A 23,849-nucleotide genomic window follows, 5' to 3' on the forward strand; every position below is an offset into this window, starting at 1 on the left:
CGCCGGCGGTCCGGGACGCGCAAATTTTTGTGTCGGGCGTGTAACCAATTCGGTTGCACGGGCGTTCGGGGCAGCATCAACATCACCCAACAGGGATATCAAACATGCGTGTAGTCCCCGCTCTCGTCATCGCCGGTCTGCTGATCGCGCCGGTCACCGCCGCGACCGCGCAGCAAAACAACAATGGCCTAGGCCACGTCGTCACCCAGCCGCTGCGCGACACCCGGATCAAGGACGAGAAGATTCCGGCGGTGTTGCAGCGCGCCGCGTCCGCGCCGTATTCGGCGGTGGGCACGCAGAATTGCGCCGCGATCACCGCGCAGATCCGCGATCTCAACGGCGCGCTCGGCGCCGACGTCGATACGCCCGCCAAGCAGAAGGGCGAAGGCTCCGCGATCGCGGCGGCCGGCGCGCGCGCGGTGGTGGGCACGCTGATCCCGGGGCTGGGGCTGGTGCGCGTCATCACCGGCGCCGACAAGGCGCAGCGCCGCGCCGAGGCGGCGGTCTATGCGGGCGCGGTGCGGCGCGGGTATCTGAAGGGGCTGGGGCTGGCGAAGCGCTGCCGCGTGCCCGCCGCGCCGACCGCCGCCTCGCTGGCGGCGAAACCGGAGTTGCTGGCGGCGGACCAATAAGCGCGGCGAGACCCGCCCGCCGGGCGGGTCGTCAGTCGCGCGCGAAGATTTCCGCGTGGGGCAGGGTGATGCCGAGCGAAGGCAGCGGCACGTCCACCCCGCGCGGAAGCCAGGAGTCGGACCAGTCGTCGCCCGCCACGCGGCGGACGATCCGCACCCGCTCATCGCTCGTATCGACGAGAACGATCGTCTGGACACCGGGAAGCGCGCGATATTCGAGCAGCTTCACCTTCTGATCGTAAGACGAGGTCGAGGGAGATAGCACTTCGAAGACGACGTGAGGGTCGCCGAGCAGCTTCTTGCGGGCGTTCTCGGGCGCGCTGGGATTGTTGCAATAGACGCTGACGTCGGGGAGCCGGACGGTGCGTTCGTCGGTGCGCGTGGCGAAATCGGAGCCATAGGGACGGCATCCCGACCCTCGCAGGGCGGGGCCGAGAAAGCTCAGGATGTTGGCGGCGACGCGGGCATGTTCTTCGCTGACCCCGGCCATTATGTAGATCAGGCCGTCTTCAAGTTCGGCCTTCGCACCGCCGAAATCCATGTCGAGGAATTCCTCGATCGAGATGCGGCGGTAGGCTGGGTCGAGCGCGACGTGAGCCATGCCCATAATCTATCAAACGCAGTGGGCTCGACAAAGGGCGGGTGATCGTTGCGAGGCTCGTCGGCCGTGGCGGTCGTCAGTCGCGCGCGAAGATCTCCGCGTGCGGCAGGGTAATGCCGAGTGATGGGAGCACGACATCCTGCGGTTGTGCGAACAGGTCGTCGCGCCATGAGGTCAGGCCAAGGCGCTGTACCACCCGCGCCAGTTCGCTGACCGGATTGACGAAGACGATCGTGTCGATCGACTCCAACCGGCGATATTCGTCGAGCTTCTTGCCGATGTCGTTCGCCTCGGTCGAGGGGGAGAGCACCTCGAAGATGACCCTCGGCCGTTCGAACAGCTTCAACGTGTCGGTTTCGGGCAACGGCGGTTCGTCGCACATCACGCTGACGTCCGGGTAGCGCAAGTTGATGTCGTCGATGCGGATCGCGGCGTCGGCACCATAGGGTCGGCACCCTGAGCCCCGCAGCGCTGTGTGAAGATAGGCATAGATGTTGCCGGCAACACGGGCATGCGCTCGTGTGCCGCCCGTCATCATCTGGATGACGCCATCGACCAGCTCGAACTTCTTGTCCGTGCCGAAATCGAGCGACAGGAACGTCTCGACGGTAATCGGCTGGTAGGCGGGCTCGTGTCGCATCGTCACCTCTCGGCGCGGTTGTAGCGCATACCGAGTGGACGCACAAAGGGCAGGCGGATCGATCCGCCGGCCCTTCGTTTTTCGTCGAACGGCGCGGGCGAAGCCCGCGCTGGGCGTCAGACCGGGTCGGCTTCGCCGACCGGCTGGCCGTTCTGATTTCGTGTCGGGAGCAGCTTTCGCTGCCCCCGTCCGAAATCAGAAGTCCATGCCGCCCATGCCGCCCATGCCAGCGCCGCCGCCCATCGGCATCGCGGGCTTGTCTTCCGGCAGCTCGCTCACGGCCGCTTCGGTCGTGATGAGCAGGCCAGCGACCGAAGCCGCGTTCTGGAGCGCGGTGCGGACGACCTTGGTCGGGTCGATCACGCCGGCGGCGACGAGGTTCTCGTACACGTCGGTCGAGGCGTTGAAGCCGAACGAGGTGTCGTCCTGGTCGAGCAGCTTGCCCGAGACGACCGCGCCGTCATGGCCGGCGTTGCTGGCGATCTGGCGAACCAGCGCGGTCAGCGACTTGCGGACGATGTCCACGCCACGGGTCTGGTCCTCGTTCGCGCCGGTCAGGCCGTTGAGGGCCTTCGTGGCGTACAGGAGGGCCGTGCCGCCGCCGGGGACGATGCCTTCTTCGACCGCGGCGCGGGTTGCGTGCAGCGCGTCGTCAACGCGATCCTTGCGCTCCTTGACTTCGACTTCCGAAGCGCCGCCGACCTTGATGACGGCCACGCCACCGGCGAGCTTGGCGAGACGCTCCTGGAGCTTCTCACGGTCATAGTCCGAGGTCGTGATCTCGATCTGCTGACGGATCGCATCGGTGCGGCCCTTGATCGCATCGGCTTCACCCGCACCGTCGACGATGGTGGTGTTGTCCTTGTCGATCGTGACGCGCTTGGCGGTGCCGAGCATGCCGAGCGTGACGTTCTCGAGCTTGATGCCGAGGTCTTCCGAGATGACTTCGCCCTTGGTGAGGACGGCGATGTCCTCGAGCATCGCCTTGCGACGATCACCGAAGCCCGGTGCCTTGACCGCCGCGACCTTGAGGCCGCCGCGCAGCTTGTTGACGACGAGCGTGGCGAGCGCCTCACCCTCGATGTCCTCGGCGATGATGAGCAGCGGGCGGCCCGACTGCACGACCGCTTCGAGGATCGGCAGGATCGCCTGCAGGTTCGAGAGCTTCTTCTCGTGGATGAGGATGTACGGATCGGCGAGCTCGACCGTCATCTTCTCGGGGTTGGTGATGAAGTAGGGCGACAGGTAGCCGCGGTCGAACTGCATGCCCTCGACGACGTCGAGCTCGAAATCGAGACCCTTCGCCTCTTCGACGGTGATGACGCCTTCCTTGCCGACCTTCTCCATCGCCTCGGCGATCTTCTCGCCGACTTCACGGTCGCCGTTGGCCGAGATGATGCCGACCTGCGCGACTTCCGACGAACCCGAGACGGGCTTCGAACGCGACTTGATATCCTCGACGACCTTGTGGACGGCGAGGTCGATGCCGCGCTTCAGGTCCATCGGGTTCATGCCGGCCGCGACCGACTTCATGCCTTCGCGCACGATCGCCTGGGCGAGCACGGTTGCGGTGGTGGTGCCGTCACCCGCGACGTCGTTGGTCTTCGAGGCGACTTCGCGCACCATCTGCGCGCCCATGTTCTCGAACTTGTCCTTGAGTTCGATTTCCTTGGCGACGGTGACGCCGTCCTTGGTGATGCGCGGGGCGCCGAACGACTTGTCGATGACGACGTTGCGGCCCTTCGGCCCGAGCGTGACCTTCACCGCATCGGCGAGGATGTCGACGCCGCGCAGGATGCGCTCGCGCGCGTCACGGCTGAATTTTACGTCCTTGGCTGCCATGTTGGCTGACCTTTCAGATTAGGATGTTGAGAAGAAAACCGGGGGATGGTGGCTCAGCCGACGATCCCGAGGATGTCCGACTCTTTCATGATGAGCAGGTCTTCGCCATCGACCTTGACCTCGGTGCCCGACCACTTGCCGAACAGGATCTTGTCGCCGGCCTTGACGTCGAGCGGCGTGACCTTGCCGTCTTCCGCCTTGGTGCCGGTGCCGACGGCGACGACTTCGCCCTCTTGCGGCTTTTCCTTGGCGGTGTCGGGGATGATGATCCCGCCGGCCGTCTTTTCCTCGGCCTCGACGCGCTTTACGAGCACGCGGTCGTGCAACGGACGAAAGTTCATGCGCTGTCCCTTTTCATAGAACGTGGGGAATAGGTGTTAGCACTCGCCATAGGTGAGTGCCAGCGGCCGTCATATGTGCCCGAGCCGCCCGATCGTCAACCGCCGCGAACAGGATTTTTGCGTCTGTATTGGTGCAATAACACGGGTGTTTACGTGCCGGTGGCGATGCTCTAGCGAAGGCACGTCATCCGCCAACAGGAGAGCGGCAGAGTGAAACTCGTTCGGGGTGCTTGGAAGCTACTGGTCGGGATCAAGGACGCGCTCGTCCTGATCGCGATGCTGCTGTTCTTCGGTGCGCTGTTCGGTGCGCTCGCGGCGCGGCCCGGCGGATCGAGCGCGCGCCAGGGCGCGCTGCTGCTCAAGCTCGACGGCCCGATCGTCGAGCAGCCGAGCGAGCCCGGCACCTTCGCCAGCCTCAGCGGATCGGCGGCCAGGCCCGAATACCGCTTGCGCGATCTGGTGCGCGCGCTCGACAAGGCGAAGGGCGACGGCGACGTGAAGGTCGTCGTGCTCGACCTCGACGCGTTCGGCGGCGGCTATCCGGCGGCGGTGACCGAGGTCGCCGATGCGATCCGGCGCGTGCGCGATAGCGGCAAGCCGGTGCTCGCCTACGCGACCGCCTATACCGACAGCGGCTATCGCCTCGCCGCCAACGCGAGCGAGATCTGGGTCAACCCGATGGGCGGCTCGCTGTTCATGGGGCCGGGCGGGTCGCAGCTTTACTACAAGGGCCTGATCGACAAGCTCGGCGTGACCGCGCACGTCTACCGCGTCGGCAAGTACAAGTCGTTCGTCGAGCCGTACACGCGCGACGCGGCTTCGCCCGAGGCGAAGGAAGAGGTGGTCAAGCTGTACCAGGTGCTGTTCGCCCAGTGGCAGGAGGCAATCGCCAAGGCGCGACCCAAGGCGAAGATCGCGCCGTTCCTGACCCAGCCCGACAAGATGATCGTCGCCGCGCAGGGCAATATCGCGCAGGCCAATCTCGACGCGGGGCTGGTCGACAAGCTCGGCACCCGGCTCGATTTCAACAAGCGCGTCGCCGAGATCGCGGGCGTGGACAGCGGCAAGGCGGCGGGCACGTTCAACGCCATCAAATATGACGGCTATGTCGCGCGCAACCCGCTGCCGACCGGCGGCGCGGCGGTCGGCGTGCTCACGGTCGCGGGCGATATCATCGACGGCAAATCGACCGCCGGCAGCGCGGGCGGCGACACCGTCGCCAAGCTGCTGCTCGACGGGCTCGCCAAGAAGAACCTGAAGGCGCTGGTGGTGCGGGTCGATTCCCCCGGCGGGTCGGCGCTCGCCTCCGAGACGATGCGCCGCGCGATCCAGGAGGCGAAGGCGCGGAAACTGCCCGTGGTCGTGTCGATGGGGTCGGTCGCGGCCTCGGGCGGCTATTGGGTGTCGACCGCGGGCGACCGCATCTTCGCCGAGCCGACCACGATCACCGGCTCGATCGGGATCTTCGGGATCATCCCGACCTTCGAGAACACGCTGAAGAAGATCGGCATCACCACCGACGGGGTGACGACCACGCCGATCTCGGGGCAGCCCGATCTCTACGCGGGCACCAACGCCGCGACCGACGCGATCTTCCAGGCGGGTATCGAAAATGGCTATCGCCAGTTCATCACCCGCGTCGCGAACGCGCGCCACATGACGCCGCAGCGCGTCGACGAGATCGGCCAGGGGCGCGTGTGGGACGGCGGCACCGCGCGCCAGATCGGGCTGGTCGATCAGTTCGGCGGACTGGATGACGCCGTCGCGGCGGCGGCGAAGCTGGCCGGGCTGAAGGCCGACGGCTATCATGCCGAATATCTGGAGAAGCAGCCGGGCCTGCTCGCCAGGCTGATCGCGCAGGTGACCCGTGACGACGATGACGATTCGGCGGCGGGCGGCGACGCGTTCACCCGGATCGCCGCGCTGCACCGTGCCGCCTTCGCGCAGGCGCTGGGCGACGTGAAGCGGATCGGCACCGGCGCGGCGATCCAGGCGCGCTGCCTCGAATGCGAAGGACTGGGCGCGACCGCCCCGGCACAGGGAGACGTGACGTTGATGAACCTCATTCTGGCGCGCTTCGGATGGTGATCGCGGTACGGCCCGCCACGCCCGAGGATGCCGCGGCGATCGCGGATATCTATCGCCCCTATGTCGAGGCGGCGACGATCTCGTTCGAGACCGAGGCGCCCGACGCCGACGAGATGCGCCGCCGCATGCTCGCCTCGGAGGGGCGTTTCCCGTGGCTGGTGATGACCGAGGGCGAGGCGGCGACGGTGATCGGCTATGCCTATGCCGGCGCGTTCCGCGACCGGGCGGCGTATCGCTACACGGTCGAGACCTCGATCTACTTCCTCCAGGCCGCGCAGGGCAACGGCCACGGCCGGCAGCTCTACGACGCGCTGATCGACACGGTGCGCGCGCAGGGGTTCGCCCATGCCGTCAGCGTCATCACTTTGCCCAACGACTGGCTGATGCGGGTGAACGAATCGGTCGGCTTCAAGCGCACCGGCGTGCTGCGCGAACTCGGCTACAAAAACGGCCGCTGGATCGACGTCGGCTTCTGGCAATGCGAACTCAACGACGCGACGATCCCGCCGAAGGAACCCAAGCCATTCAGCGAGACCGGGATGGTGTGGAACTGGTGAGTGGGCGCGGCGGACGGGGTTTTTGGGGCCGCGAGTGATGACTGACGCGCCGCCCCCCTGGCAAGGCCCGCTCGCCGGGGTGACGGTGCTCGACTTTTCGCGCGTGCTCGCCGGGCCGGCGGCATCTATGGCGCTGGCCGATCTCGGCGCGGACGTCATCAAGGTCGAACCGCCCGGCACCGGCGACGATACGCGCGGCTTCCCGCCGCACCGCGACGGGGTGAGCCATTATTTCCTCGCCAACAATCGCGGCAAGCGCAGCATCGTCATCGATCTCAAGGCGCCCGAAGGGGTCGATCTGGCCAAGGCGCTGGCGGCGAAGAGCGACATTCTGATCGAGAACTACCGCCCCGGCGTGATGGACCGGCTGGGGCTCGGCTATGACACGCTCGCGGCGATCAACCCCGGGCTGGTCTATTGCGCGATTTCGGGGTTCGGCATGACCGGCCCCTTACGCGACAAGCCCTCGTTCGACATCGTCACGCAGGCGCTGTCGGGCGCGCTCAGCGTCAACGGCGAGCCGGGCGCGATGCCGAGCCGGCTCGGCATTCCGCTCGGCGATCTCGTGGGCGGGGTCAACGGGCCGATCGCGATCCTCGCCGCGCTGCATGAGCGACACGCAACGGGTCGCGGCCGGCTGATCGACATCAGCCTGCTCGACGGCATGTTCGGGATGTTGAGCTACCTCGCGCAGCTCGCGTTCTTCACCGGCGAAGACCCGACGCCGCAGGGATCGCAGCATCCCAATCTGGTGCCCTATGGCGCGTTTTCGGCGAGCGACGGCTCGATCATCATCGCCTGCCTGACCGATGCGTTCTGGGCGCGGATCTGCGCGGCGCTCGGGCGGCCGGAGTTGGCGGGCGATGCGCGGTTCGCCACCACCGAACGGCGGCGTGACGCGCGGGGGGAGGTCAACGCGTTGATCTCCGATTTCACCGAACGCCAGTCGGTCGCGGACCTGGTCGCGCTGTTCACCGAGCATCAGGTTCCGCATGCGCCGATCCTTGGAGTAGGCGCGGCGCTCGCGCAGCCGCAGGCGGTGGCGCGCGAGATGGTGGTCGAGGTCGATCACACGACGCTCGGGCGCATCCCGATCGTCAACCGGCCGTTCCGCTTTCCTGGCGAGACGATGCCGAAGCCGAGCGCGCCGCCCGATCTCGGCGAGCATAGCGACGCGATCTTGCGCGAGGTGCTGGGGTTGGACGACGCGGCAATCGCCGCGTTGCGGGCGAACGGGGTGGTCGCCTGAGCGACGTAAGATGTTCCTCCGTTCGTGCTGGGTAGCCGCCGAGTGTCCCGCGCAGCGGGCATATCGAGGTGGCGTATCAAAGCACAGGTTCGGTGGGTGACCTGTACTTCGATACGCTACCTCGATACGCCCTTCGGGCTACTCGGCAGCTACTCAGCACGAACGGTGCTATTTAAAAGCTAAAGAGAGTTACCCTACCCGAGACGCCACCTTCGCCTCGATCGCATCCCAGATCAGCCCCGCCACATCGGTGCCGTCGAACTTTTCGATCGCGACGATGCCGGTGGGGGAGGTGACGTTGATCTCGGTGAGCCACTTGCCGCCGATCACGTCGATGCCGACGAAGAGCAAGCCGCGCCGCTTGAGCTCCGGCCCGAGCTCGGCGCAGATCGCTTCTTCTTCGGGCGTCAGCACGGTCTTAACCGCCGAGCCGCCGACCGCGAGGTTCGAGCGAATCTCGCCTTCGCCGGGCAGGCGGTTGATCGCGCCCGCGACGACGCCGTCGACCAGCACGATGCGCTTGTCGCCTTGCGCCACGTCGGGGAGGAACGCCTGCACCATGTGCGGCTCGCGATAAGCGGTGTTGAACACTTCGATCAGCGCCGACAGGTTGGCGCCGTCCGCCCCGACCTTGAAGATCGCCTTGCCGCCGTTGCCGTGGAGCGGCTTGACGACGATCTCGCCATGTTGCGCGAGGAAGGCGCGTGCTTCGTCGAGGCTGCGCGTGACGAGCGTCGGCGGCATGAAGTGCGCGTAATCGAGCACGAACACCTTTTCGGGGGCGTTGCGCACGCTCGCGGGGTCGTTGACGACCACCGTCTTGTCCGCGATCCGTTCGAGCAGGTGGGTGGCGGTGATGTAGCCGAGATCGAACGGCGGATCTTGGCGCATCAGCACCACGTCCGCATCCTCGCCGAGATCGAGCTTCACCGGATCGCCGAAGGTGAAATGGTCGCCGTGGACGCGCTGAACGGTGACGGGATGGGCGAGCGCCCAGACGCGGCCGTCCGAATAGTTGAGCGCTTCGGCGGTGTAGTGGAACAGCCGGTGGCCGCGCGCCTGCGCGGAGAGCATCAGCGCGAAGGTCGAATCGCCGCCGATGTTGATCTGGTCGAGCGGGTCCATCTGGACGGCGACGGTTAACGGCATCAGCGTTCCTCTTGCTTCGTGCCCCGCCACCATCGTCACCCCAGCGCATGCTGGGGTCTTCCAGGGCGGGCGCTACGGCCCACACCGGGAGATGCCAGCGTGCGCTGGCATGACGGACGAGGTTCGCGTTGCAGATAGGCGCGAGCGACCGTGCTGTCACCCGATCCAAGCATTCTCGATATGCCGCAGCGGCACGCCGCGCGCGATGAGGATGACATCGACGCGGATGTCGTCGCCGGGCAGCGCATACTCGGCCATCAGCACCTCGGCCGCCGCCGCGACGCGGGCGAGGCGGCGTTCGTCGATGGCAAGGTCGAGCTCGGCGGCGGTGCGGCGCAGCTTAACCTCGACGAAGGCGACGAGGCCGGGGCGGCGCGCGACCAGATCGACCTCGCCCGCCTTGGTGCGCACCCGGCGCGCGACGATCTGCCAGCCTTTCAGCCGCAGCCACCACGCGGCGATGCGCTCGCCGCGTCGGCCGGCGGCCTCGGCGACGCGGCGGTCTCTCACCCTTTCAGCTCGAGCGCCCGCGCGTAGAGTTCGCGGCGGTCCAGCCCCAGCTTCTTGGCGACCTCGCCCGCCGCCTTGGACGCGGGAAGCCGTTGCAGCGCCTCGATCAGCGCGGCATCGGCATCCTCGGCGCTCGCCGCTTCGGGTTCGCCGGGCGGGGCGACGACGATCACGATCTCGCCTTTGGGGGGCGCCTCGGCGTAGCGCGCGGCCAGCGCGGAGAGCGAATCGGTGACGGCTTCCTCGAACTTCTTGGTGATCTCGCGCGCAACCGCCGCGTCGCGGTCACCAAGGCCCTCGGCGAGCGCGGTCAGCGTCGCGGCGAGGCGCGGCCCCGATTCGTACAGCACCAAGGTCGCGCGGATCGCGGCGACTTCGGCGATCGCGGCGGCGCGCGCCTGCGCCTTGGGCGGCAGGAAGCCGAGGAAGAAGAAACGATCGGTCGGCAGCCCGGCGAGCGTCAGCGCGGCGATCGCGGCGCACGGGCCGGGGATCGTCACCACCGCATGACCGGCGGCGCGTGCGTCGCGGACCAGCTTGTAGCCCGGATCGGAGATCAGCGGCGTCCCCGCGTCGGACACCAAAGCGACCGCTTCCGTCCCCATCCGCGCGACCAGGCCGGGGCGGACCGCCTCGGCATTATGGTCGTGATAGGGCGTCATCGGGCGCTTGACGCCGACATGGCGCAGCAGCCCCGCCGTCACACGCGAGTCTTCCACCGCGATTACAGCGGCATGGGACAGGATATGCGCCGCGCGCGGTGACAGATCACCGAGATTGCCGATAGGGGTGGCGACGATATAGAGACCGGGCGCGAGTACAGCGTTCATCGGAGGGGTTCATGACAGACGGGGCAAGGGTACGGCAACCAGGAAGGCCGCTGCGGCGCGCCGTTATCGTCATGGCCGCGCTGCTGCTGGCGGGCTGCCAAGCGGTGGTGCCGCGCGGCGCGACCGAGCCGGGCCGCCGCCCGCCGCCGCCGCGCCAACAGCCGAGCCAGGTCGAGCAGGGCATCCCCACCGACACCGCGCGCCACCGCGTGGCGCTGCTGGTGCCGCTGTCGGGTCCGAACGCGGGCGTGGGGCAGAGCCTCGCCAACGCGACGCAGATGGCGTTGCTCGATTCGAACAACCAGCGCATCCGCATCACCACCTATGACACCAACCTCGGTGCCGCCGCCGCCGCGCAGCGCGCGATCGCCGAGGGCAACCGGCTGATCCTCGGGCCGCTGCTCGGTGACGACGTGCGCGCGGTGACGCCGATCGCGCACCGATCGAGCGTGCCGGTGGTGGCATTCTCGAACGACTCTTCGGCGGCCGGGCAGGGCGCGTATCTGATGGGTTATGTGCCGGCGCAGTCGATCGCGCGCGTGGTCGATTACGCCAAGGCGCAGGGCATCACCAATTTCGCCGGGCTGGTGCCCAACGGCACTTATGGCGAGCGCGCCTCGACCGCGTTCCTGCGCTCGGTGGAAAGCGCGGGCGGGCAGGTCGTGTCGCTCCAGACCTATCAGCGCGTGCCGGGGTCGATCACCGCCGCGATCACGCGGATGGGCAAGGATTCGCCGTATCAGGCGGTCCTGATCGCCGACAGCGCCAACACCGCCTCGGCGGCGGTGCCGGTGCTGCGCCGGGTCGGTGCGAGCAGCGCGCATGTGCTCGGCACCGAATTGTGGAATTCGGAAAGCTCGATGGCGAACAAGCCCGCGCTCAACGGCGCGTGGTTCGCGAGCGTGTCGAACGGGCTGTATCGCCAGTACGCCGCCAAATATCGCGCGCGCTTCGGTGCGGCGCCGTTCCGGCTGTCGAGCCTCGGCTATGACGCGGTGCTGCTGACGATCCGAATCTCGGCGGACTGGACGGTGGGCACGCCGTTCCCCGAGCGGCGGCTGACCGACGCGGGCGGGTTCGCCGGCATCGACGGCGCGTTCCGCTTCGGCAAGGATGGTGTCGCCGAGCGTGCGCTCGAGGTGCAGGAGATTCGCGGCGGCAGCGCCGTCACCGTGTCGCCGGCGCCGCGCGGGTTTGAATGAGCGACGGTATCTTCATCGGCGCGGGTGAGGGCGGGGCGAATCCGCAGCACCTCGACCTCAAACGCGCCAACCGCCACGGGCTGATCGCGGGCGCGACCGGCACCGGCAAGACGGTGACGATCCAGGGCATCATCGAGGGCTTTTCCGCCGTGGGCGTGCCGTGCTTCGTCGCCGACGTGAAGGGCGATCTGTCGGGACTGGCGATGGCGGGATCGCCGCAAGCCAAGACGCACGACGCCTTCGCCGCGCGCGCCAAGGCGATCGGCGACGATGCGTGGACCTATGCCGCCACGCCGGTGCAGTTCTGGGATTTGTACGGCGAGCAGGGCCATCCGATCCGCACCACCATCTCCGAGATGGGGCCGCTGCTGCTCGCGCGGCTGATGGACCTCAACGACGTGCAGGAGGGCGTGCTGACGATCGCCTTCCACGTCGCCGACGCGGAAGGGCTGCTGCTGCTCGACCTCGACGATCTGCAATCGATGCTCAGCTATTGCGCGGCGCGCGCCGACGAACTGACCACGACCTACGGCAACGTCTCCAAACAATCGATCGGCGCGATCCAGCGGTCGCTGCTCCAGTTGCGCAGCCAGGGCGCGGAGAATTTCTTCGGCGAGCCGGCGCTCGCGATGGCGGACTTCATCGCCACCGACGATTCGGGACGCGGCATCGTCAACATTCTCGCCGCCGACAAACTCATGCAGAGCCCCAAGCTCTACGCCACCTTCCTGCTGTGGCTGATGAGCGAGCTGTTCGAGCATCTCCCCGAGATCGGCGATCCCGACAAGCCGGTGCTGGCGTTCTTCTTCGACGAAGCGCATCTGCTGTTCGACAGCGCGCCCAAGGCGTTGCTCGACAAGATCGAGCAGGTCGTGCGGCTGATCCGGTCGAAGGGCGTCGGCGTCTATTTCATCACGCAGAACCCGATCGACGTGCCCGACACCGTGGCGGGGCAGCTCGGCAACCGCGTGCAGCATGCGCTGCGCGCGTTCACGCCGCGCGATCAGGCGGCGGTGAAGGCGGCGGCGACGACGTTCCGCGCCAACCCCGGCGTCGATGTCGAGAGCGCGATCACCGAGTTGAAGGTGGGAGAGGCGCTCGTCTCGTTGCTGCTGCCCGATGGCGCGCCCGAGCCGGTGCAGCGCACGCTCATCAAGCCGCCGGCCTCGCGGGTCGGGCCGATCACTCCGGCCGAGCGGAAAGTGCTGATCGAGATCGACGCGATCGGCGCCAAATACGACACGCTAGTGGACCGCGAATCGTGCGAGGAAATCCTCGCCGCCAAGGCGCAGGAGGCAAGCGCCGCAGCCGCCGAGGCGGCCGCGAAGGACAGCGCCGACAAGGCCGCCGCCGCGCAGGCCAAGGACGATGCGCGCGCCGCCAAGGAGGCCGAGCGCGCCAGGATCGCCGCCGATCGCGCGGCCGCGAACAGCCCCTGGGCCAAGATCGCCACCACCGCCGCGCGCACCGCGACCTCGACGATCACGCGGCAGGTCGCGAACGAAGTCGCCAAACAGGTGTTCGGCACCGGATCGCGGCGGGGCGCGAGCGCGGGTGGCGATCTCGTCGGCGGCATCCTGCGCGGGGTTCTGGGCGGGATTTTCAAGGGGCGGTAGGCACGCTCGACCCGCCCGTTGCCGCCGCTCCGCCCGGGCACGCCCTTCGACTGCGCTCAGGGCGAACGGGTGGGGGAGGCTTCCAGACCCCTTCGTGTCGGGTAAGTCGAGGCGCCGATACCTCCCTCCGTTCGTGCTGAGCGCAGTCGAAGCACGTGCCCCAGGCGTGGCGCCGGCCCGGGGGCCGGGTTCACCGGTCGCCATCGTCGTCTTCGTCGTGCCCGACCACCCAGGTGTGATCCTGGTTCTCGATTCGCGAGCGGATCTTCTTGCCGTTGGCGTCGCGCGCTGGTTCGTAGCGGTACCGTTCCTGGATCAGCCGGCAGGTGGTCGCGTCGATGTCGGGGTTGCCGCTGCTCTTGCGGATCGTGCAGCCGGTCGCCTGGCCGGTGACTTCGACGGTGAAGCTCACCCAAACGGTGCCGCCGACGCGGGCTTGCAGCGCACTCCTTGGATAGTCCGATCCCCGGATGCGGCCGCTCTTCTGATAGGCGGCCCGGCCGCCGCCATCGCCGTTCCCCGCGCCGCCGCTGCCGGTACCGTTGCCGGTTCCGCCGGCACCCGTGCCCGGGCCGGCCTTGCCGGACGCGCCCGAACTGGCCTGATCGCCGGCCGCCGGAGTGGGCGCGGTGACGATCGGCGGGGGGACCGGCATCGGGATTTTGGGCGGCGGCGCGGCCACCTCGGTCGCCTTCGAGCGGATGTTGGGCGGCGCCGCCGCGCCGGCCTTGCGGATGCTGGGCTTGGGGCGCGGCTTGGGTGGAGGCGGCGGCGGGGGGGGCGGCGGTGTCGTCACGCCGAACAGCTTGAGATCCTGCGTGACGACATGCGGGATCGTCACGGTGAAGCCGCTGGCGAGCAGCACGCCGAGGCCGACCTGCAACGCCGCCGCGCCGATCGCGGCTGCCACCTTCCTGTCGCTGCTGGCGCGGTATGTCGTCATTGTCGCGTGCCAACCTCGGATCGTGCCGCTAGGTTCCAACGCCAAGCGGCGTCTTTCGTCCAGCCGAATCATACCGGAGCCTTCGCATGACCGACAACAGCCGATCCTGGCGCGACCGCGCGATCCAGCTTTACGACGCCTTCACCCACGAACATCGCGATCGCCGCGCGCTGCTGCGTGACATGGTGGCGCTGACCGGATCGGTCGCCGCCGCCGAAGTGCTGATCGCCGGGATCGCCGCTGCGCCGGCGGCGGCCGCGATCACCGATGCCGCCGATCCGACGCTTGATATCGCCAAGGAAGCCTATGGCATCGGGCCGGGCAAGCAACTGACCGGCTATTTCGCGTCGCCCAAGGGCAAGACCAATCTCGGCAGCGTCATCGTCTTCCACGAGAATCGCGGGCTGACGGCGCATATCGAGGATGTCGCGCGGCGCTTCGCGCTTGCGGGCTTCCGCGCGGTCGCGCCCGATTTCCTCAGCGATCAGGGCGGCACGCCGGATACCACCAACGCGAAAGGCGAGGACAAGGCGCGCGAGATGATCGGCAAGGCCGATCTCGCCGCGATCACCAGCGAGGCGGTCGCCACGATCGGCGCGATGCGCGCCCGGCCCGGCGGCAACGGCAAGGTCGCGATCGTCGGCTTCTGCTGGGGCGGGGCGCTCGTCAACCGCGTCGCGGTGGCGGCGGGGGACGCGCTGGCGGCGGGTGTCGCCTATTACGGTCCCGCGCCCGATCCGGCCGAGGCGGCACAGGTCGCCGCGCCGCTGCTGCTGCACTATGCCGGCAAGGACACGCGCGTCGCCGCGACCGGGGGGCCGTGGGTCGCCGCGCTGAAAGCGGCTGGCAAGGACGTGACCGACTATACCTATGAGGGGGTCGATCACGCCTTCAACAACGATACCTCGGCGGAGCGGTACAATGCGGCGGCGGCGCTGCTGGCCTGGGATCGCACGATCGCCTTCCTGCACGCCCATCTTGACGGCTGATGGCGGATATGTTCTTCTGATGTTCCGGTTCGAAAGGGGCGGATGATGGCAAGCGATCTGGTTTTCTACACCAACCCGATGTCGCGCGGGCGGACGATCCGCTGGATGCTGGAGGAGGTCGGCGCACCCTATGAGGCGGTGGTGCTCGACTACGCCTCTTCGATGAAGGCGCTCGGCTATCTGGCGATCAACCCGATGGGGAAGGTTCCGGCGATCGTCCACCACGGCAAGGTCGTCACCGAATGCGCGGCGATCTGCGCCTATCTGGCCGATGCATTCCCCGAGGCCGGGCTGGCGCCGCCGCCGACCGAGCGCGCCGAATATTATCGCTGGCTGTTCTTCGCGGCGGGGCCGGTCGAGCAGGCGTTCACCAACAAGTCGCTCGGGGTCACCCCCAACGACCAGCAGAAGCGCATGGTAGGCTATGGGTGCTTCGAGCAGACGGTCGATGCGCTCGAAGCGGCGGTTTCCGGCACGCCCTATGTGACCGGCGACACCTTCACCGCCGCCGATCTCTATGTCGGGTCGCAGATCGGGTTCATGCTCCAGTTCGGCATGCTGGAACCGCGCCCCGCGTTCGTCGGCTATTCGGAGCGCGTGCATGCGCGTGAGGCGTTCAAGCGCGCCGCCGCGATCGACGATGCGCTGATCGCCGCCGCGAAGGACGCCGCGCCGGCGGGATGAGGCGCGCCGCTCACCGGCCCAGGTGCAAGGCGATGAGCAGCCCGGCGAACAGCAGGTAGAGCAGCCCCATCGAGGCGAGCAGCGCGCGCGAGATCCAGCCGCCGCGAAACGCGACGAACAGGACCGCGATCGACAACGCCGTCACACCCGCGGCGAGCAGCAGCGAACGATCGAGCAGCCAGGGCGTGAAGAACAGCCCGAGCGCGGTCGGGATCGTCGCCTGGATCATCATCGCGCCCGAGATGTTGGCGAGCGCGAGCCGGTGCTTGCCCTGCCGCACCCAGATGATCGCGTTCATCGTCTCGGGCAGTTCGGTGGCGATTGGGCTGAGCAGCAGCGCGAGCAGTTGCGGCTTGAGGCCGAGCACGGGGCCGAGTTGTTCGAGCTGGGCGACGAACAGCCGTGACGCGAAGAAGATCACCGCGAGCGCGGCGAGCGTCTGGACGATCGCGATGCCGGTGCCGGGGGTCTCGGCGTTGGGCTGGAAGCGGAGCGGTTCCAGCGCGCCTTCCGCATCGTCATCGTCGCCGTCCGCCCGCATCTCCTGCCGGACGTACAGCGCATAGGCGGCGAGGAAGAGGATGCCGAGCCACGGCTTGAGCGTGAACAGGACGAGACCGAGCGCGATCTTCACCACAAAGATGGCGAGGAACCAGCCCTGGTCGCGGCTCAGCCCGCGCAGGTCGGCGCGCATCGCCGGGGTGTCGGCGAGGCGCCGGCGCGACAGCAGCAGCATGATGCCGACGGTCGCATAGGCGATCGTCGCCAGCGCGAGCGGGCCGCCGAGCGCGGCGCCGACGCCGAGATCCTTCGCCGCCGCCGTTCCCCCGAACGCGACCGCGACCAACGTCACCACGCTTTCGGGCAGCGCGGTGCCGAACGCGGCCAGCACGGTGCCGGTCGCCTTCTCGCCGACCGCCAGCTTGTGCCCGACCCATTCGACACCGTTCACGAAATACTCGCACGACAGATAGATCACCACCGCCGAGCCGAGCAGCAACGCGACCGTCACCCACAACGAAGCCATTTGCACGAAAATCCCCCGGGGCCGGGACGGCGGACACACGGACAGGCGCGACGCCCGACCCCCGAACGTCCGCCAATCCATGGTCTCGTCAAACCGTCAGGCCGCGCGCGCCACGGCCGAAGCCGATCGTGTTGACGCACGCCCCGCTGCGATGCGGGCGACTACTCCCCAGGAAGCGCGCGCCGTGTGGCCGATCGCGGCGGTGCCGTCAACCGTCGCGCCCGCGCGTGTCAAAGGGCGGCTTGGACGCGGCGAAGCATTTCTATCAATTCCTAGCGTCGCACTCGGATATAGTCACATCAGTGCAACGGCGAAAACGCCGCTCGACGACAGGAGGACATATGAAGACGCTCGCTTTTTCCGCGCTGATCGCGGCCGCGCTCGCGGTGTCGGGCTGCGCCAAGCCGGCGGATGATGCGAACGCCGCCGCGCGCAATGATGTCATCGCCAACGATGGCGATGGCGCGGCAACTAATCTTTCCGCGATCGACCCGCTGGACGGCAACGCGACCGCGACATCAAGCAACGCGCTGTAACCCGCCCCGCGCGGATTTCGACCCGACACGCTGGTAAGCTCCCAAGCGTAACCTCGAACCCGGCAGCCCCGCTGTCGGGTCCTTTTTTCCACTGCGGCAAATCTGGATCGCACCGCGCGCGTGCCGATCCCGCTACGACTAAAGAAAATTATAACAGGGACATGATTATGAAGCCTCTTCGACCGCTCCTCGCCGCCGCCGTATCGGGTATCGCGCTCGCTTATGCCGTGGCCGCGCACGCCCAGGCCGGGCCGCCCGCCGATCCGGCCGCCCCGACCGAGGCCGCGCCCGCCGATCAGACCGACATCGTCGTGACCGGCACGCGCACCACCGGCCGGTCGCGGCTCGACAGCGTCTCGCCGGTCGACGTGCTGAGCGCGGCGACGCTGCAACGCCAGGGCACGACCGAGCTCGGCGCGTCGCTGGCGGCGGTGGTTCCGTCGATCGACTTCCCGCGCTCCTCGGCGGTCGATGGCACCGATTCGATCCGCCCGGCGACGCTGCGCGGCCTGTCGCCCGACCAGACGCTCGTGCTCATCAACGGCGTGCGCGCGCATACGTCGGCGCTGCTCAACACCAACGGGTCTGTCGGGCGCGGCTCGGCGGCGGTCGATCTCAACACCATCCCGAGCGTCGCGCTCGATCGGATCGAGGTGCTGCGCGACGGCGCGGCCGCGCAATATGGCTCGGATGCGATCGCGGGCGTGGTCAACCTGCGGCTGCGCGAGGCGCGCAGCGGCGGCGGCGCATCGGTCACCTACGGACAGTATATCACCGACGTGAGGACCGCGCGCGGCGACCGCAGCGAGCGTGACGGCGAGACCGTCACCGCGAGCGCATGGCAGGGCCTCGCGCTCGGCTCCGACGGCTTCCTCACGCTGTCGGGCGAATATCTCAACCGCAACCCGACCAGCCGCGGCGATTTCGATCCGCGCAAGACGCCGATCCGCGTGCGCTCGCGCTTCGGCGATCCCGATGTCGAGCAGTACAGCTTTTATGCGAACGCAGCCAAGCCGCTCGATGACAGCGGCTTCACGCTCTACGGTTTCGGCGGCTATCAGCACCGCGACAGTGTGAGCGCGGCGACCCCGCGCATCGTCGGCGGCGTCGGCGGCAATGCCAATGCCAGCGCCGACGCGCTCGCTAGCCTTTATCCGGACGGCTTCACCCCGCTGATCGCGGTGACGTCGGAGGATCTCACCGCCACCGCCGGATTGCGCGGCGACATCGCAGGCTGGAAGACCGATCTCAGCGTGTCCTACGGGCGCAACCAGTTGAAGTTCGACACGCGCAACTCGGGCAACGCCACTTATGGCGCGGCGTCGCAGACCGATTTCTACGACGGCAAGATCACCTACGACCAGCTCGTCACCGGGCTCGACGTATCGCGGGAGGTTCCGCTCGGCGCCGGCACGCTCAACGTCGCGTTCGGCGGCGAATATCGTCGCGAAGGCTTCCAGATCGGCGCGGGCGAACATGCCTCCTACGATCGTGCGCCGGGCGCTGCCTCCAACCTCGGGTCGGGCGCGCAGGGCTTCCCCGGCTTCCTGCCCTCGAACGAGGTCAACAAGCATCGCGACAACGTCTCGGGCTATCTCGATCTCGAAGCCAAGCCGGTCGAGGGGCTGACGCTCGGCGCGGCGGGCCGGCTCGAACATTATTCCGATTTCGGTACGACGGTGAACGGCAAGCTCTCCGCGCGCTACGATTTCACGCCGTGGTTCGCGCTGCGCGGCACCGTTTCGACAGGGTTCCGCGCGCCGTCGCTCCAGCAGCAATATTACACCTCGACCGCCTCGGTTCTGACCGACGGCGCGATCGTCGAAACCGGGCTGTTCCCCTCGACCAGCCGGGTCGGCGTGGCGCTGGGCGGCAAGGCGCTCAAGCCCGAGAAGGCGGTCAATTACTCGGCGGGCTTCGTCATCCGCCACGGCGGGTTCGATCTGTCGGTCGACGGCTATTACATCAAGATCCGCGACCAGATCGCGCTGTCGGAGAATCTGAGCGGCGCGACCGTGATTCAGCGGCTGCGCGACGAGGGTATCACTTCCGTGACGGCGGGGCGCTACTTCCTCAACGGCATCCGCTCGACGGCCAAGGGCGTCGATATCGTCGCGCATTACCGCGCGCCGACCGCCAGCCTCGGCACCTTCGACCTGACCGCCGCCACCAACATCAACAACATAGACGTAACAAGGGCGCCCCCCGCCGCGACGATCACCTCGTCGACCGGGAGCACCACGCTGCCGGTGTTCAGCCGCCAGCGCATCGTCTCGTTCGAACAGGGCACGCCGCGCGAGAAGGTGGTGGGGACGATCGACTGGTCGCTCGACAAGCTCGGCGCGACCGCGCGCGCATCCTATTACGGCGACGTCACCCAGCCGAGCAGCAACGGCTTCGCTGAGGATGACATTCACACCGGCCGGCACACGATCGTCGATCTCGAACTGCGCTATACGCTGCTCGAGCGGATCAACCTCGCGGTCGGCGCGAACAACATCCTCGACGAATATCCCGATTACGTGAAGCTGGCGTCGTCGCGCGGCACCGTGCTCAACAGCACGGGGTTGGTCGGCTTCCCCTATTATTCGCCGTTCGGGTTCAACGGGCGCTATGTCTACGGCCGGGTCGGCGTGAACTGGTAAGCGGGCAGGGGGCAGGCGATCGCCTGCCCCCGGGCCACACGTGTCGCACGTCCTTCGAAATCGCTCAGACGAACGGGGTTGAGGCGGTCTGTTCGCCTGACCGGTGTTTTTGTCAAAACGGGGTTGGCTTCCGCGTCTTGCTGTGAGATGTTGTAACATCCTCGAAGCGGGTGCGGGTGGTTTGACGGTTCATAGCGGGCATGGTGCAGGACGCGTACCGCACGGCGTCGCCGGGCGCGCGTCGCCGCGCCCCGCGATCGTGGCCGGCGTGGCGCGGTTCTGTTTCGCGCTGTTCCTGGCGGTCGCGCTGTGGCTGCAAGGCTGCGTCGTCGCGGCGCACTTTCATGAGCAGCCGCGCTTCCCCGCCTTCTCCGCTGCGGCCGGCGCGGACATCCAGCGTGCGCCGATCGAACACCGCCGCGCGCCGACCGCACCCGATTCGTGTCCGCTCTGTCAGGAAATCGCGACCGCCGGCGCGTATCTGCCCGCGTCCCCCGGCGCCTTCGCGGTGCCCGCGCCCCACGCCGCCTGGTATGCGGCCGTGGCGCTGTGGCACGCGCTGCCGCGCCAGCGCTCGCACGCATGGCGCAGCCGCGGGCCACCGGCCGCTCCACACCGCTGACATAACGCGAAGGGACGATGTCGGTCCCTCGTTTCCGGCGTGCGCGCGTGCGCGGCACGCCGTCAAAGGTTCCTGGAGTTTTAAGAAATGCGAAACGACCTCCTCGGAGGCGCGGCGCTCGCCGCGTTGCTGTCCACCCCCGCTTATGCCGATCCCGCGCCGGCGCCCGATGATTCGTCACCCGTGTCGCGCGAAGTGGTCGTCACCGCCTCGCCCTTCGCGCTGATGCGCGACGACACGCCGACGATCGTCGCCAAGGTCGATCGTAGCCAGATCCTGCAAAGCGGCGGAGCGAGCATCGCCGATGCGCTGGCGAGTGTCCCCGGCATCTCCTCGACCGGCTTTGCCGCCGGGGCGAGCCGCCCGATCATTCGCGGCATGGACGCGCAGCGCGTCCGCATCCTCGAGGACGGCTTGAGCAGTTCGGACGTGTCCGATGTCGGTCCCGATCACGGCATCCCGCTCGATCCCCTGTCCGCGCGCAGCATCGAGGTTGTGCGCGGCGCCGCCACGCTGCGCTACGGCAGTCAGGCGATCGGCGGTGTGGTCAACGCGATCAACGATCGCGTGCCGACCAGCCTGCCCGCGCAGGCGCTGAGTGGTGAACTGGTCGGCAGCTACGGCACCGCCGCGCGCTCGGGCGAGGGCTCGGCGCTGATGGACGGCCGGGCCGGCAACCTCGCGGTGCATGCCGATGGATTCTACCGCAACACCGGCGATTACGACACGCCCGATGGCAAGCAGCCGAACAGCTATTTCACCGGCCACGGCGAGACGGTCGGCGCGTCCTATTTCTTCGGGCCGAATTCGGACAGCCACATCGGTGCGGCGGTGATCCAATATGATTCGAAATACGGCATCCCGAGCGACACCACGTACATCGACATGCACCAGACCAAGGTGCTGACCAAATCCTCGTTCGATCTGGGTGGGGGCACGCTCAAGACGCTGACGATCGACGGCAGCTATGCCGACTACACGCACAGCGAGATCGACCCCCACACCAATGAAATCCTCTCGACCTTCCGCAACAAGGAGGTCGATGGCCGCGCCGAGCTGCTGCTCGGCACCAGCCTGTTCAAGAACATCGCGCTCGGCGTCGAGGTGCAGCACCGCGAATTTTCGGCGCTGGGCGAGGGCAGCGACTATCTGCTGCCGACGACGACGCAGAGCGAGGCCGGCTATGCCTTCGTCGAGACGCCCCTGGCGACGCGGCTGAAGCTGCAGGTCAGCGGACGCGTCGAGCATGTCCGCGTCGAGGGCACGCCGATCTCGGACCGCTTCACCACCGCGGACTTCACCCCTGTCAGCGGCGCGATCGGCGCCCTGTACGATGCGGGCGCGGTCAAGCTCGGCTTCACCGCCGCGAGCACGGGCCGCGCGCCGGGCATCACCGAATTGTTCGCGCGCGGCGGCCATGACGGGCCGGGCACGTACGAGACGGGTGATCCCACGCTCAAGGTCGAGCGCGCCAATTCGCTTGAAGCGACGCTGCGCATCCACAGCGGCCCGTTCCGGTTCGAAGGCAGCGCGTACAGCACCTGGTTCAACAACTATATCTACGGTGATCTGACCGGCCGCACCTGCGACGATGCGGGTGTGTGCGGAGACGGCACGGGTGACCTAAAGGAGTTGTTCTACCGTCAACAGGGCGCGCATTTCCGCGGCCTGGAAGGGGAGGCCAACGTCGATCTGTTCAAGGCGGGTACAAGCGCGCTGCAACTGCGCGCGCTCGCTGATTATACGCGCGCGACGCTCGACAATGGCGGCAACGTGCCGCGCATTCCGCCCTATCGCTACGGCGGCGGGCTGAGCTGGACGAGCACGCGGATCGACGCCGGCTTCCTGATGCTGCACTCCGGGCGGCAGGACAAGTTCGGCGCGTTCGACACGCCGACGCCCGGCTTCAACGCGCTGAGCGCCCACGTATCGCTGCGGCCGTTCACCGCGCATCCGGGAATCGAGTTCGCCGTGGTGGGGCAGAACCTCACCAACGACGTCCAGCGCAACGCCGCCGCGCTCAACAAGGACGATGTGGTGATGCCTGGCCGCAACATCCGCTTCGTGGTGAAGCTGGCGACGTTCTGATGTCCTTCAACCGTTCGTGCCGAGTAGAGATCGAGTAGGCGAAGCCGTATCGAGAGCTCGTATCGAGGCACAGGTCCGTACAGGGCCTGTCCTTCGATACACGACCTCGATACGCCCTGCGGACTACTCGGCCGTTACTCAGGACGAACGGAGTCAATAGCCGAGCAGCGCCGCTCAGCCCGCGAACAGCCCCAATCGCGCGACCTCGTCCGCCGACAGGTCGATGCCGAACATCATGCTCAACCGCAGCCGATAGACGCGCGGATCGGTGATCTCGGTCTGCGCGTCTTCGCTGCCCGAGCGCCGGCGGTAGGCGCGGTCGGTGAGCGAGGCGAAGCCGCGCGGGAGCACGATGCTGACGACGCTCGTCGTGCGGAAGCGGCTGCCGGGCGCGGTCGCCGCCCACAGGTTGCCCATCGCCAGATCCGCGTCATGCGCGGGGCCGGGCGCGAAACTGTATTGCGGCTGGAAGCCTTCGCCGCCGCCGCGCCCGTCGGTGGTGGCGGCATCCCCGGCGCGCCACAGCATCCAGCCGCGTTCGCCGTCATGGCTCAGGCGGAAGCGCGCACCATCGGGGGCGATCGCCTCGGCGCCGTCGATCAGCGGCATCGGCGGCGTGTAGCTGCCGCCGAACCCGGCATCGGCGATCCATTCCGCGCCGCTAACGGTGACGATGCTGATCGCATGCGTGAGCGGCGGTGTCGTCTCGGCGCCGAGCCAGACGCGTGCAAGCTGCGGGCGCGCCGTGAAGCCGGCGGCGGCGAGCGCGTCGAGGAACAGCCGGTTGTGCTCGAAACAATAGCCGCCGCGCCGCGCCGTCACCAATTTGGCGAACACCGCGTCGCTGTCGATCGCGATGCCGCGACCGAGCATCACATCGAGATTCTCGAACGGGATCGCCAGCCGGTGCGCGCGCTGGAGAGCCTCCAGTCCGGCGACATCCGCCGCGACGGGGTCTTTCAGGTGGATGCGTTGCAGGTAATCGGCGAAGGTGAAGCTCGTCATGTGGCCCTCTTTATATTGCGGCGCAACATGCTACATTGCGCCACAATGAACGC

At 67.9% G+C, this 23,849-nt stretch carries 22 protein-coding genes; 12 read left to right on the forward strand and 10 right to left on the reverse strand.

The window, feature by feature from the left end:
• Window positions 1-104 precede the first annotated feature (104 nt).
• Window positions 105-632 carry a hypothetical protein gene (locus BLS81_RS13715; protein WP_093224643.1) on the forward strand — a complete coding sequence of 176 codons (528 nt, stop codon included), beginning with the start codon at window positions 105-107 and terminating at the stop codon, window positions 630-632.
• A gap of 31 nt (window positions 633-663) precedes the next feature.
• Here the strand turns inward: BLS81_RS13715 and BLS81_RS13720 are convergent, their stop codons facing one another.
• The 4 genes from BLS81_RS13720 to groES form a co-directional block, all read right to left on the reverse strand.
• A complete protein-coding gene (locus BLS81_RS13720; RefSeq protein WP_093224729.1) occupies window positions 664-1,233 on the reverse strand; it encodes a Uma2 family endonuclease in 570 nt (189 codons plus the stop codon).
• Window positions 1,234-1,309: 76 nt separating this feature from the next.
• Complete coding sequence (locus tag BLS81_RS13725; protein WP_093224644.1) at window positions 1,310-1,873, reverse strand: Uma2 family endonuclease; 564 nt, start codon at window positions 1,871-1,873, stop codon at window positions 1,310-1,312.
• A 195-nt stretch (window positions 1,874-2,068) separates the two neighbouring features.
• Entirely contained in the window at window positions 2,069-3,715 is a 1,647-nt protein-coding gene (gene groL, locus BLS81_RS13730) for a chaperonin GroEL (RefSeq protein ID WP_093224646.1), read from the reverse strand.
• Window positions 3,716-3,768: 53 nt separating this feature from the next.
• Window positions 3,769-4,056: a co-chaperone GroES gene (gene groES, locus BLS81_RS13735; protein ID WP_069207177.1), complete on the reverse strand. Its 288-nt coding sequence runs from the start codon at window positions 4,054-4,056 to the stop codon at window positions 3,769-3,771.
• A gap of 210 nt (window positions 4,057-4,266) precedes the next feature.
• Between groES and sppA the strand changes: the two genes are divergently transcribed.
• The 3 genes from sppA to BLS81_RS13750 are packed head-to-tail and all read left to right on the forward strand — an operon-like array spanning window position 4,267 to window position 7,950.
• Complete coding sequence (sppA, locus tag BLS81_RS13740; RefSeq protein ID WP_093224647.1) at window positions 4,267-6,144, forward strand: signal peptide peptidase SppA; 1,878 nt, start codon at window positions 4,267-4,269, stop codon at window positions 6,142-6,144.
• A complete protein-coding gene (locus tag BLS81_RS13745) occupies window positions 6,138-6,701 on the forward strand; it encodes a GNAT family N-acetyltransferase (RefSeq protein ID WP_093224649.1) in 564 nt (187 codons plus the stop codon). The genes sppA and BLS81_RS13745 overlap by 7 nt, the downstream gene beginning before the upstream one ends.
• A gap of 37 nt (window positions 6,702-6,738) precedes the next feature.
• Window positions 6,739-7,950, forward strand: a complete 1,212-nt coding sequence (locus tag BLS81_RS13750; protein WP_093224650.1) for a CaiB/BaiF CoA transferase family protein — start codon at window positions 6,739-6,741, stop codon at window positions 7,948-7,950.
• A gap of 189 nt (window positions 7,951-8,139) precedes the next feature.
• Here the strand turns inward: BLS81_RS13750 and gshB are convergent, their stop codons facing one another.
• From gshB to rsmI, 3 genes are all read right to left on the reverse strand, one after another.
• Window positions 8,140-9,099 carry a glutathione synthase gene (gene gshB / locus BLS81_RS13755; RefSeq protein ID WP_093224652.1) on the reverse strand — a complete coding sequence of 320 codons (960 nt, stop codon included), beginning with the start codon at window positions 9,097-9,099 and terminating at the stop codon, window positions 8,140-8,142.
• A gap of 156 nt (window positions 9,100-9,255) precedes the next feature.
• The gene (locus tag BLS81_RS13760; RefSeq protein WP_093224653.1) at window positions 9,256-9,609 is read right to left on the reverse strand and encodes a YraN family protein; all 354 of its coding nucleotides are present in this window, start codon (window positions 9,607-9,609) and stop codon (window positions 9,256-9,258) included.
• Window positions 9,606-10,439 (reverse strand): 16S rRNA (cytidine(1402)-2'-O)-methyltransferase, encoded by an 834-nt coding sequence (gene rsmI, locus BLS81_RS13765; protein ID WP_093224655.1) that lies wholly within the window; start codon window positions 10,437-10,439, stop codon window positions 9,606-9,608. Before rsmI ends, BLS81_RS13760 begins: the two co-directional genes overlap by 4 nt.
• A gap of 71 nt (window positions 10,440-10,510) precedes the next feature.
• Here rsmI and BLS81_RS13770 point away from each other — a divergent pair, with 71 nt between their 5' ends.
• A complete protein-coding gene (locus BLS81_RS13770; protein WP_256326236.1) occupies window positions 10,511-11,641 on the forward strand; it encodes a penicillin-binding protein activator in 1,131 nt (376 codons plus the stop codon).
• The gene (locus BLS81_RS13775; protein ID WP_093224658.1) at window positions 11,638-13,257 is read left to right on the forward strand and encodes a helicase HerA-like domain-containing protein; all 1,620 of its coding nucleotides are present in this window, start codon (window positions 11,638-11,640) and stop codon (window positions 13,255-13,257) included. The genes BLS81_RS13770 and BLS81_RS13775 overlap by 4 nt, the downstream gene beginning before the upstream one ends.
• A gap of 190 nt (window positions 13,258-13,447) precedes the next feature.
• Here BLS81_RS13775 and BLS81_RS13780 read toward each other — a convergent pair whose 3' ends face one another.
• The gene (locus BLS81_RS13780) at window positions 13,448-14,200 is read right to left on the reverse strand and encodes an energy transducer TonB (RefSeq protein ID WP_093224660.1); all 753 of its coding nucleotides are present in this window, start codon (window positions 14,198-14,200) and stop codon (window positions 13,448-13,450) included.
• Between the two features lie 86 nt (window positions 14,201-14,286).
• On the opposite strand from BLS81_RS13780, the gene BLS81_RS13785 reads away from it, so the two are divergent.
• Window positions 14,287-15,189, forward strand: a complete 903-nt coding sequence (locus tag BLS81_RS13785) for a dienelactone hydrolase family protein (protein ID WP_093224662.1) — start codon at window positions 14,287-14,289, stop codon at window positions 15,187-15,189.
• Window positions 15,190-15,234: 45 nt separating this feature from the next.
• Complete coding sequence (locus tag BLS81_RS13790) at window positions 15,235-15,873, forward strand: glutathione S-transferase family protein (protein WP_093224731.1); 639 nt, start codon at window positions 15,235-15,237, stop codon at window positions 15,871-15,873.
• A gap of 10 nt (window positions 15,874-15,883) precedes the next feature.
• On the opposite strand, the gene BLS81_RS13795 is transcribed toward BLS81_RS13790, so the two are convergent.
• A complete protein-coding gene (locus BLS81_RS13795) occupies window positions 15,884-16,900 on the reverse strand; it encodes a sodium:calcium antiporter (protein WP_093224663.1) in 1,017 nt (338 codons plus the stop codon).
• 341 nt (window positions 16,901-17,241) lie between these two features.
• Here BLS81_RS13795 and BLS81_RS13800 point away from each other — a divergent pair, with 341 nt between their 5' ends.
• The 4 genes from BLS81_RS13800 (at window position 17,242) to BLS81_RS13815 (ending at window position 22,791) form a co-directional block, all read left to right on the forward strand.
• Window positions 17,242-17,436 carry a hypothetical protein gene (locus BLS81_RS13800; RefSeq protein WP_093224665.1) on the forward strand — a complete coding sequence of 65 codons (195 nt, stop codon included), beginning with the start codon at window positions 17,242-17,244 and terminating at the stop codon, window positions 17,434-17,436.
• A 167-nt stretch (window positions 17,437-17,603) separates the two neighbouring features.
• Window positions 17,604-20,081, forward strand: a complete 2,478-nt coding sequence (locus BLS81_RS13805; RefSeq protein ID WP_093224732.1) for a TonB-dependent receptor plug domain-containing protein — start codon at window positions 17,604-17,606, stop codon at window positions 20,079-20,081.
• A 181-nt stretch (window positions 20,082-20,262) separates the two neighbouring features.
• Window positions 20,263-20,703 (forward strand): hypothetical protein, encoded by a 441-nt coding sequence (locus BLS81_RS13810; RefSeq protein ID WP_176787173.1) that lies wholly within the window; start codon window positions 20,263-20,265, stop codon window positions 20,701-20,703.
• An 87-nt stretch (window positions 20,704-20,790) separates the two neighbouring features.
• Window positions 20,791-22,791: a TonB-dependent receptor plug domain-containing protein gene (locus BLS81_RS13815; protein WP_093224668.1), complete on the forward strand. Its 2,001-nt coding sequence runs from the start codon at window positions 20,791-20,793 to the stop codon at window positions 22,789-22,791.
• A gap of 174 nt (window positions 22,792-22,965) precedes the next feature.
• Here the strand turns inward: BLS81_RS13815 and BLS81_RS13820 are convergent, their stop codons facing one another.
• Window positions 22,966-23,796, reverse strand: coding sequence for an arylamine N-acetyltransferase family protein (locus BLS81_RS13820; protein WP_093224669.1), 831 nt, complete (start codon window positions 23,794-23,796; stop codon window positions 22,966-22,968).
• Window positions 23,797-23,849 lie beyond the last annotated feature (53 nt).

Source organism: Sphingomonas sp. NFR15 (assembly GCF_900103265.1).
Classification (GTDB): domain Bacteria; phylum Pseudomonadota; class Alphaproteobacteria; order Sphingomonadales; family Sphingomonadaceae; genus Sphingomonas; species Sphingomonas pollutisoli.

What these genes read in the sequence shown, in the direction of transcription:
- BLS81_RS13715 (WP_093224643.1), top strand. Translation starts at nt 105, where the DNA reads ATGCGTGTAGTCCCCGCTCTCGTCATCGCCGGTCTGCTGATCGCGCCG.
- BLS81_RS13720 (WP_093224729.1), bottom strand. Translation starts at nt 1,233, where the DNA reads ATGGCTCACGTCGCGCTCGACCCAGCCTACCGCCGCATCTCGATCGAG.
- BLS81_RS13725 (WP_093224644.1), bottom strand. Translation starts at nt 1,873, where the DNA reads ATGCGACACGAGCCCGCCTACCAGCCGATTACCGTCGAGACGTTCCTG.
- groL (WP_093224646.1), bottom strand. Translation starts at nt 3,715, where the DNA reads ATGGCAGCCAAGGACGTAAAATTCAGCCGTGACGCGCGCGAGCGCATC.
- groES (WP_069207177.1), bottom strand. Translation starts at nt 4,056, where the DNA reads ATGAACTTTCGTCCGTTGCACGACCGCGTGCTCGTAAAGCGCGTCGAG.
- BLS81_RS13745 (WP_093224649.1), top strand. Translation starts at nt 6,138, where the DNA reads ATGGTGATCGCGGTACGGCCCGCCACGCCCGAGGATGCCGCGGCGATC.
- BLS81_RS13750 (WP_093224650.1), top strand. Translation starts at nt 6,739, where the DNA reads ATGACTGACGCGCCGCCCCCCTGGCAAGGCCCGCTCGCCGGGGTGACG.
- gshB (WP_093224652.1), bottom strand. Translation starts at nt 9,099, where the DNA reads ATGCCGTTAACCGTCGCCGTCCAGATGGACCCGCTCGACCAGATCAAC.
- rsmI (WP_093224655.1), bottom strand. Translation starts at nt 10,439, where the DNA reads ATGAACGCTGTACTCGCGCCCGGTCTCTATATCGTCGCCACCCCTATC.
- BLS81_RS13770 (WP_256326236.1), top strand. Translation starts at nt 10,511, where the DNA reads ATGGCCGCGCTGCTGCTGGCGGGCTGCCAAGCGGTGGTGCCGCGCGGC.
- BLS81_RS13775 (WP_093224658.1), top strand. Translation starts at nt 11,638, where the DNA reads ATGAGCGACGGTATCTTCATCGGCGCGGGTGAGGGCGGGGCGAATCCG.
- BLS81_RS13780 (WP_093224660.1), bottom strand. Translation starts at nt 14,200, where the DNA reads ATGACGACATACCGCGCCAGCAGCGACAGGAAGGTGGCAGCCGCGATC.
- BLS81_RS13785 (WP_093224662.1), top strand. Translation starts at nt 14,287, where the DNA reads ATGACCGACAACAGCCGATCCTGGCGCGACCGCGCGATCCAGCTTTAC.
- BLS81_RS13790 (WP_093224731.1), top strand. Translation starts at nt 15,235, where the DNA reads ATGGCAAGCGATCTGGTTTTCTACACCAACCCGATGTCGCGCGGGCGG.
- BLS81_RS13795 (WP_093224663.1), bottom strand. Translation starts at nt 16,900, where the DNA reads ATGGCTTCGTTGTGGGTGACGGTCGCGTTGCTGCTCGGCTCGGCGGTG.
- BLS81_RS13800 (WP_093224665.1), top strand. Translation starts at nt 17,242, where the DNA reads ATGAAGACGCTCGCTTTTTCCGCGCTGATCGCGGCCGCGCTCGCGGTG.
- BLS81_RS13805 (WP_093224732.1), top strand. Translation starts at nt 17,604, where the DNA reads ATGAAGCCTCTTCGACCGCTCCTCGCCGCCGCCGTATCGGGTATCGCG.
- BLS81_RS13815 (WP_093224668.1), top strand. Translation starts at nt 20,791, where the DNA reads ATGCGAAACGACCTCCTCGGAGGCGCGGCGCTCGCCGCGTTGCTGTCC.
- BLS81_RS13820 (WP_093224669.1), bottom strand. Translation starts at nt 23,796, where the DNA reads ATGACGAGCTTCACCTTCGCCGATTACCTGCAACGCATCCACCTGAAA.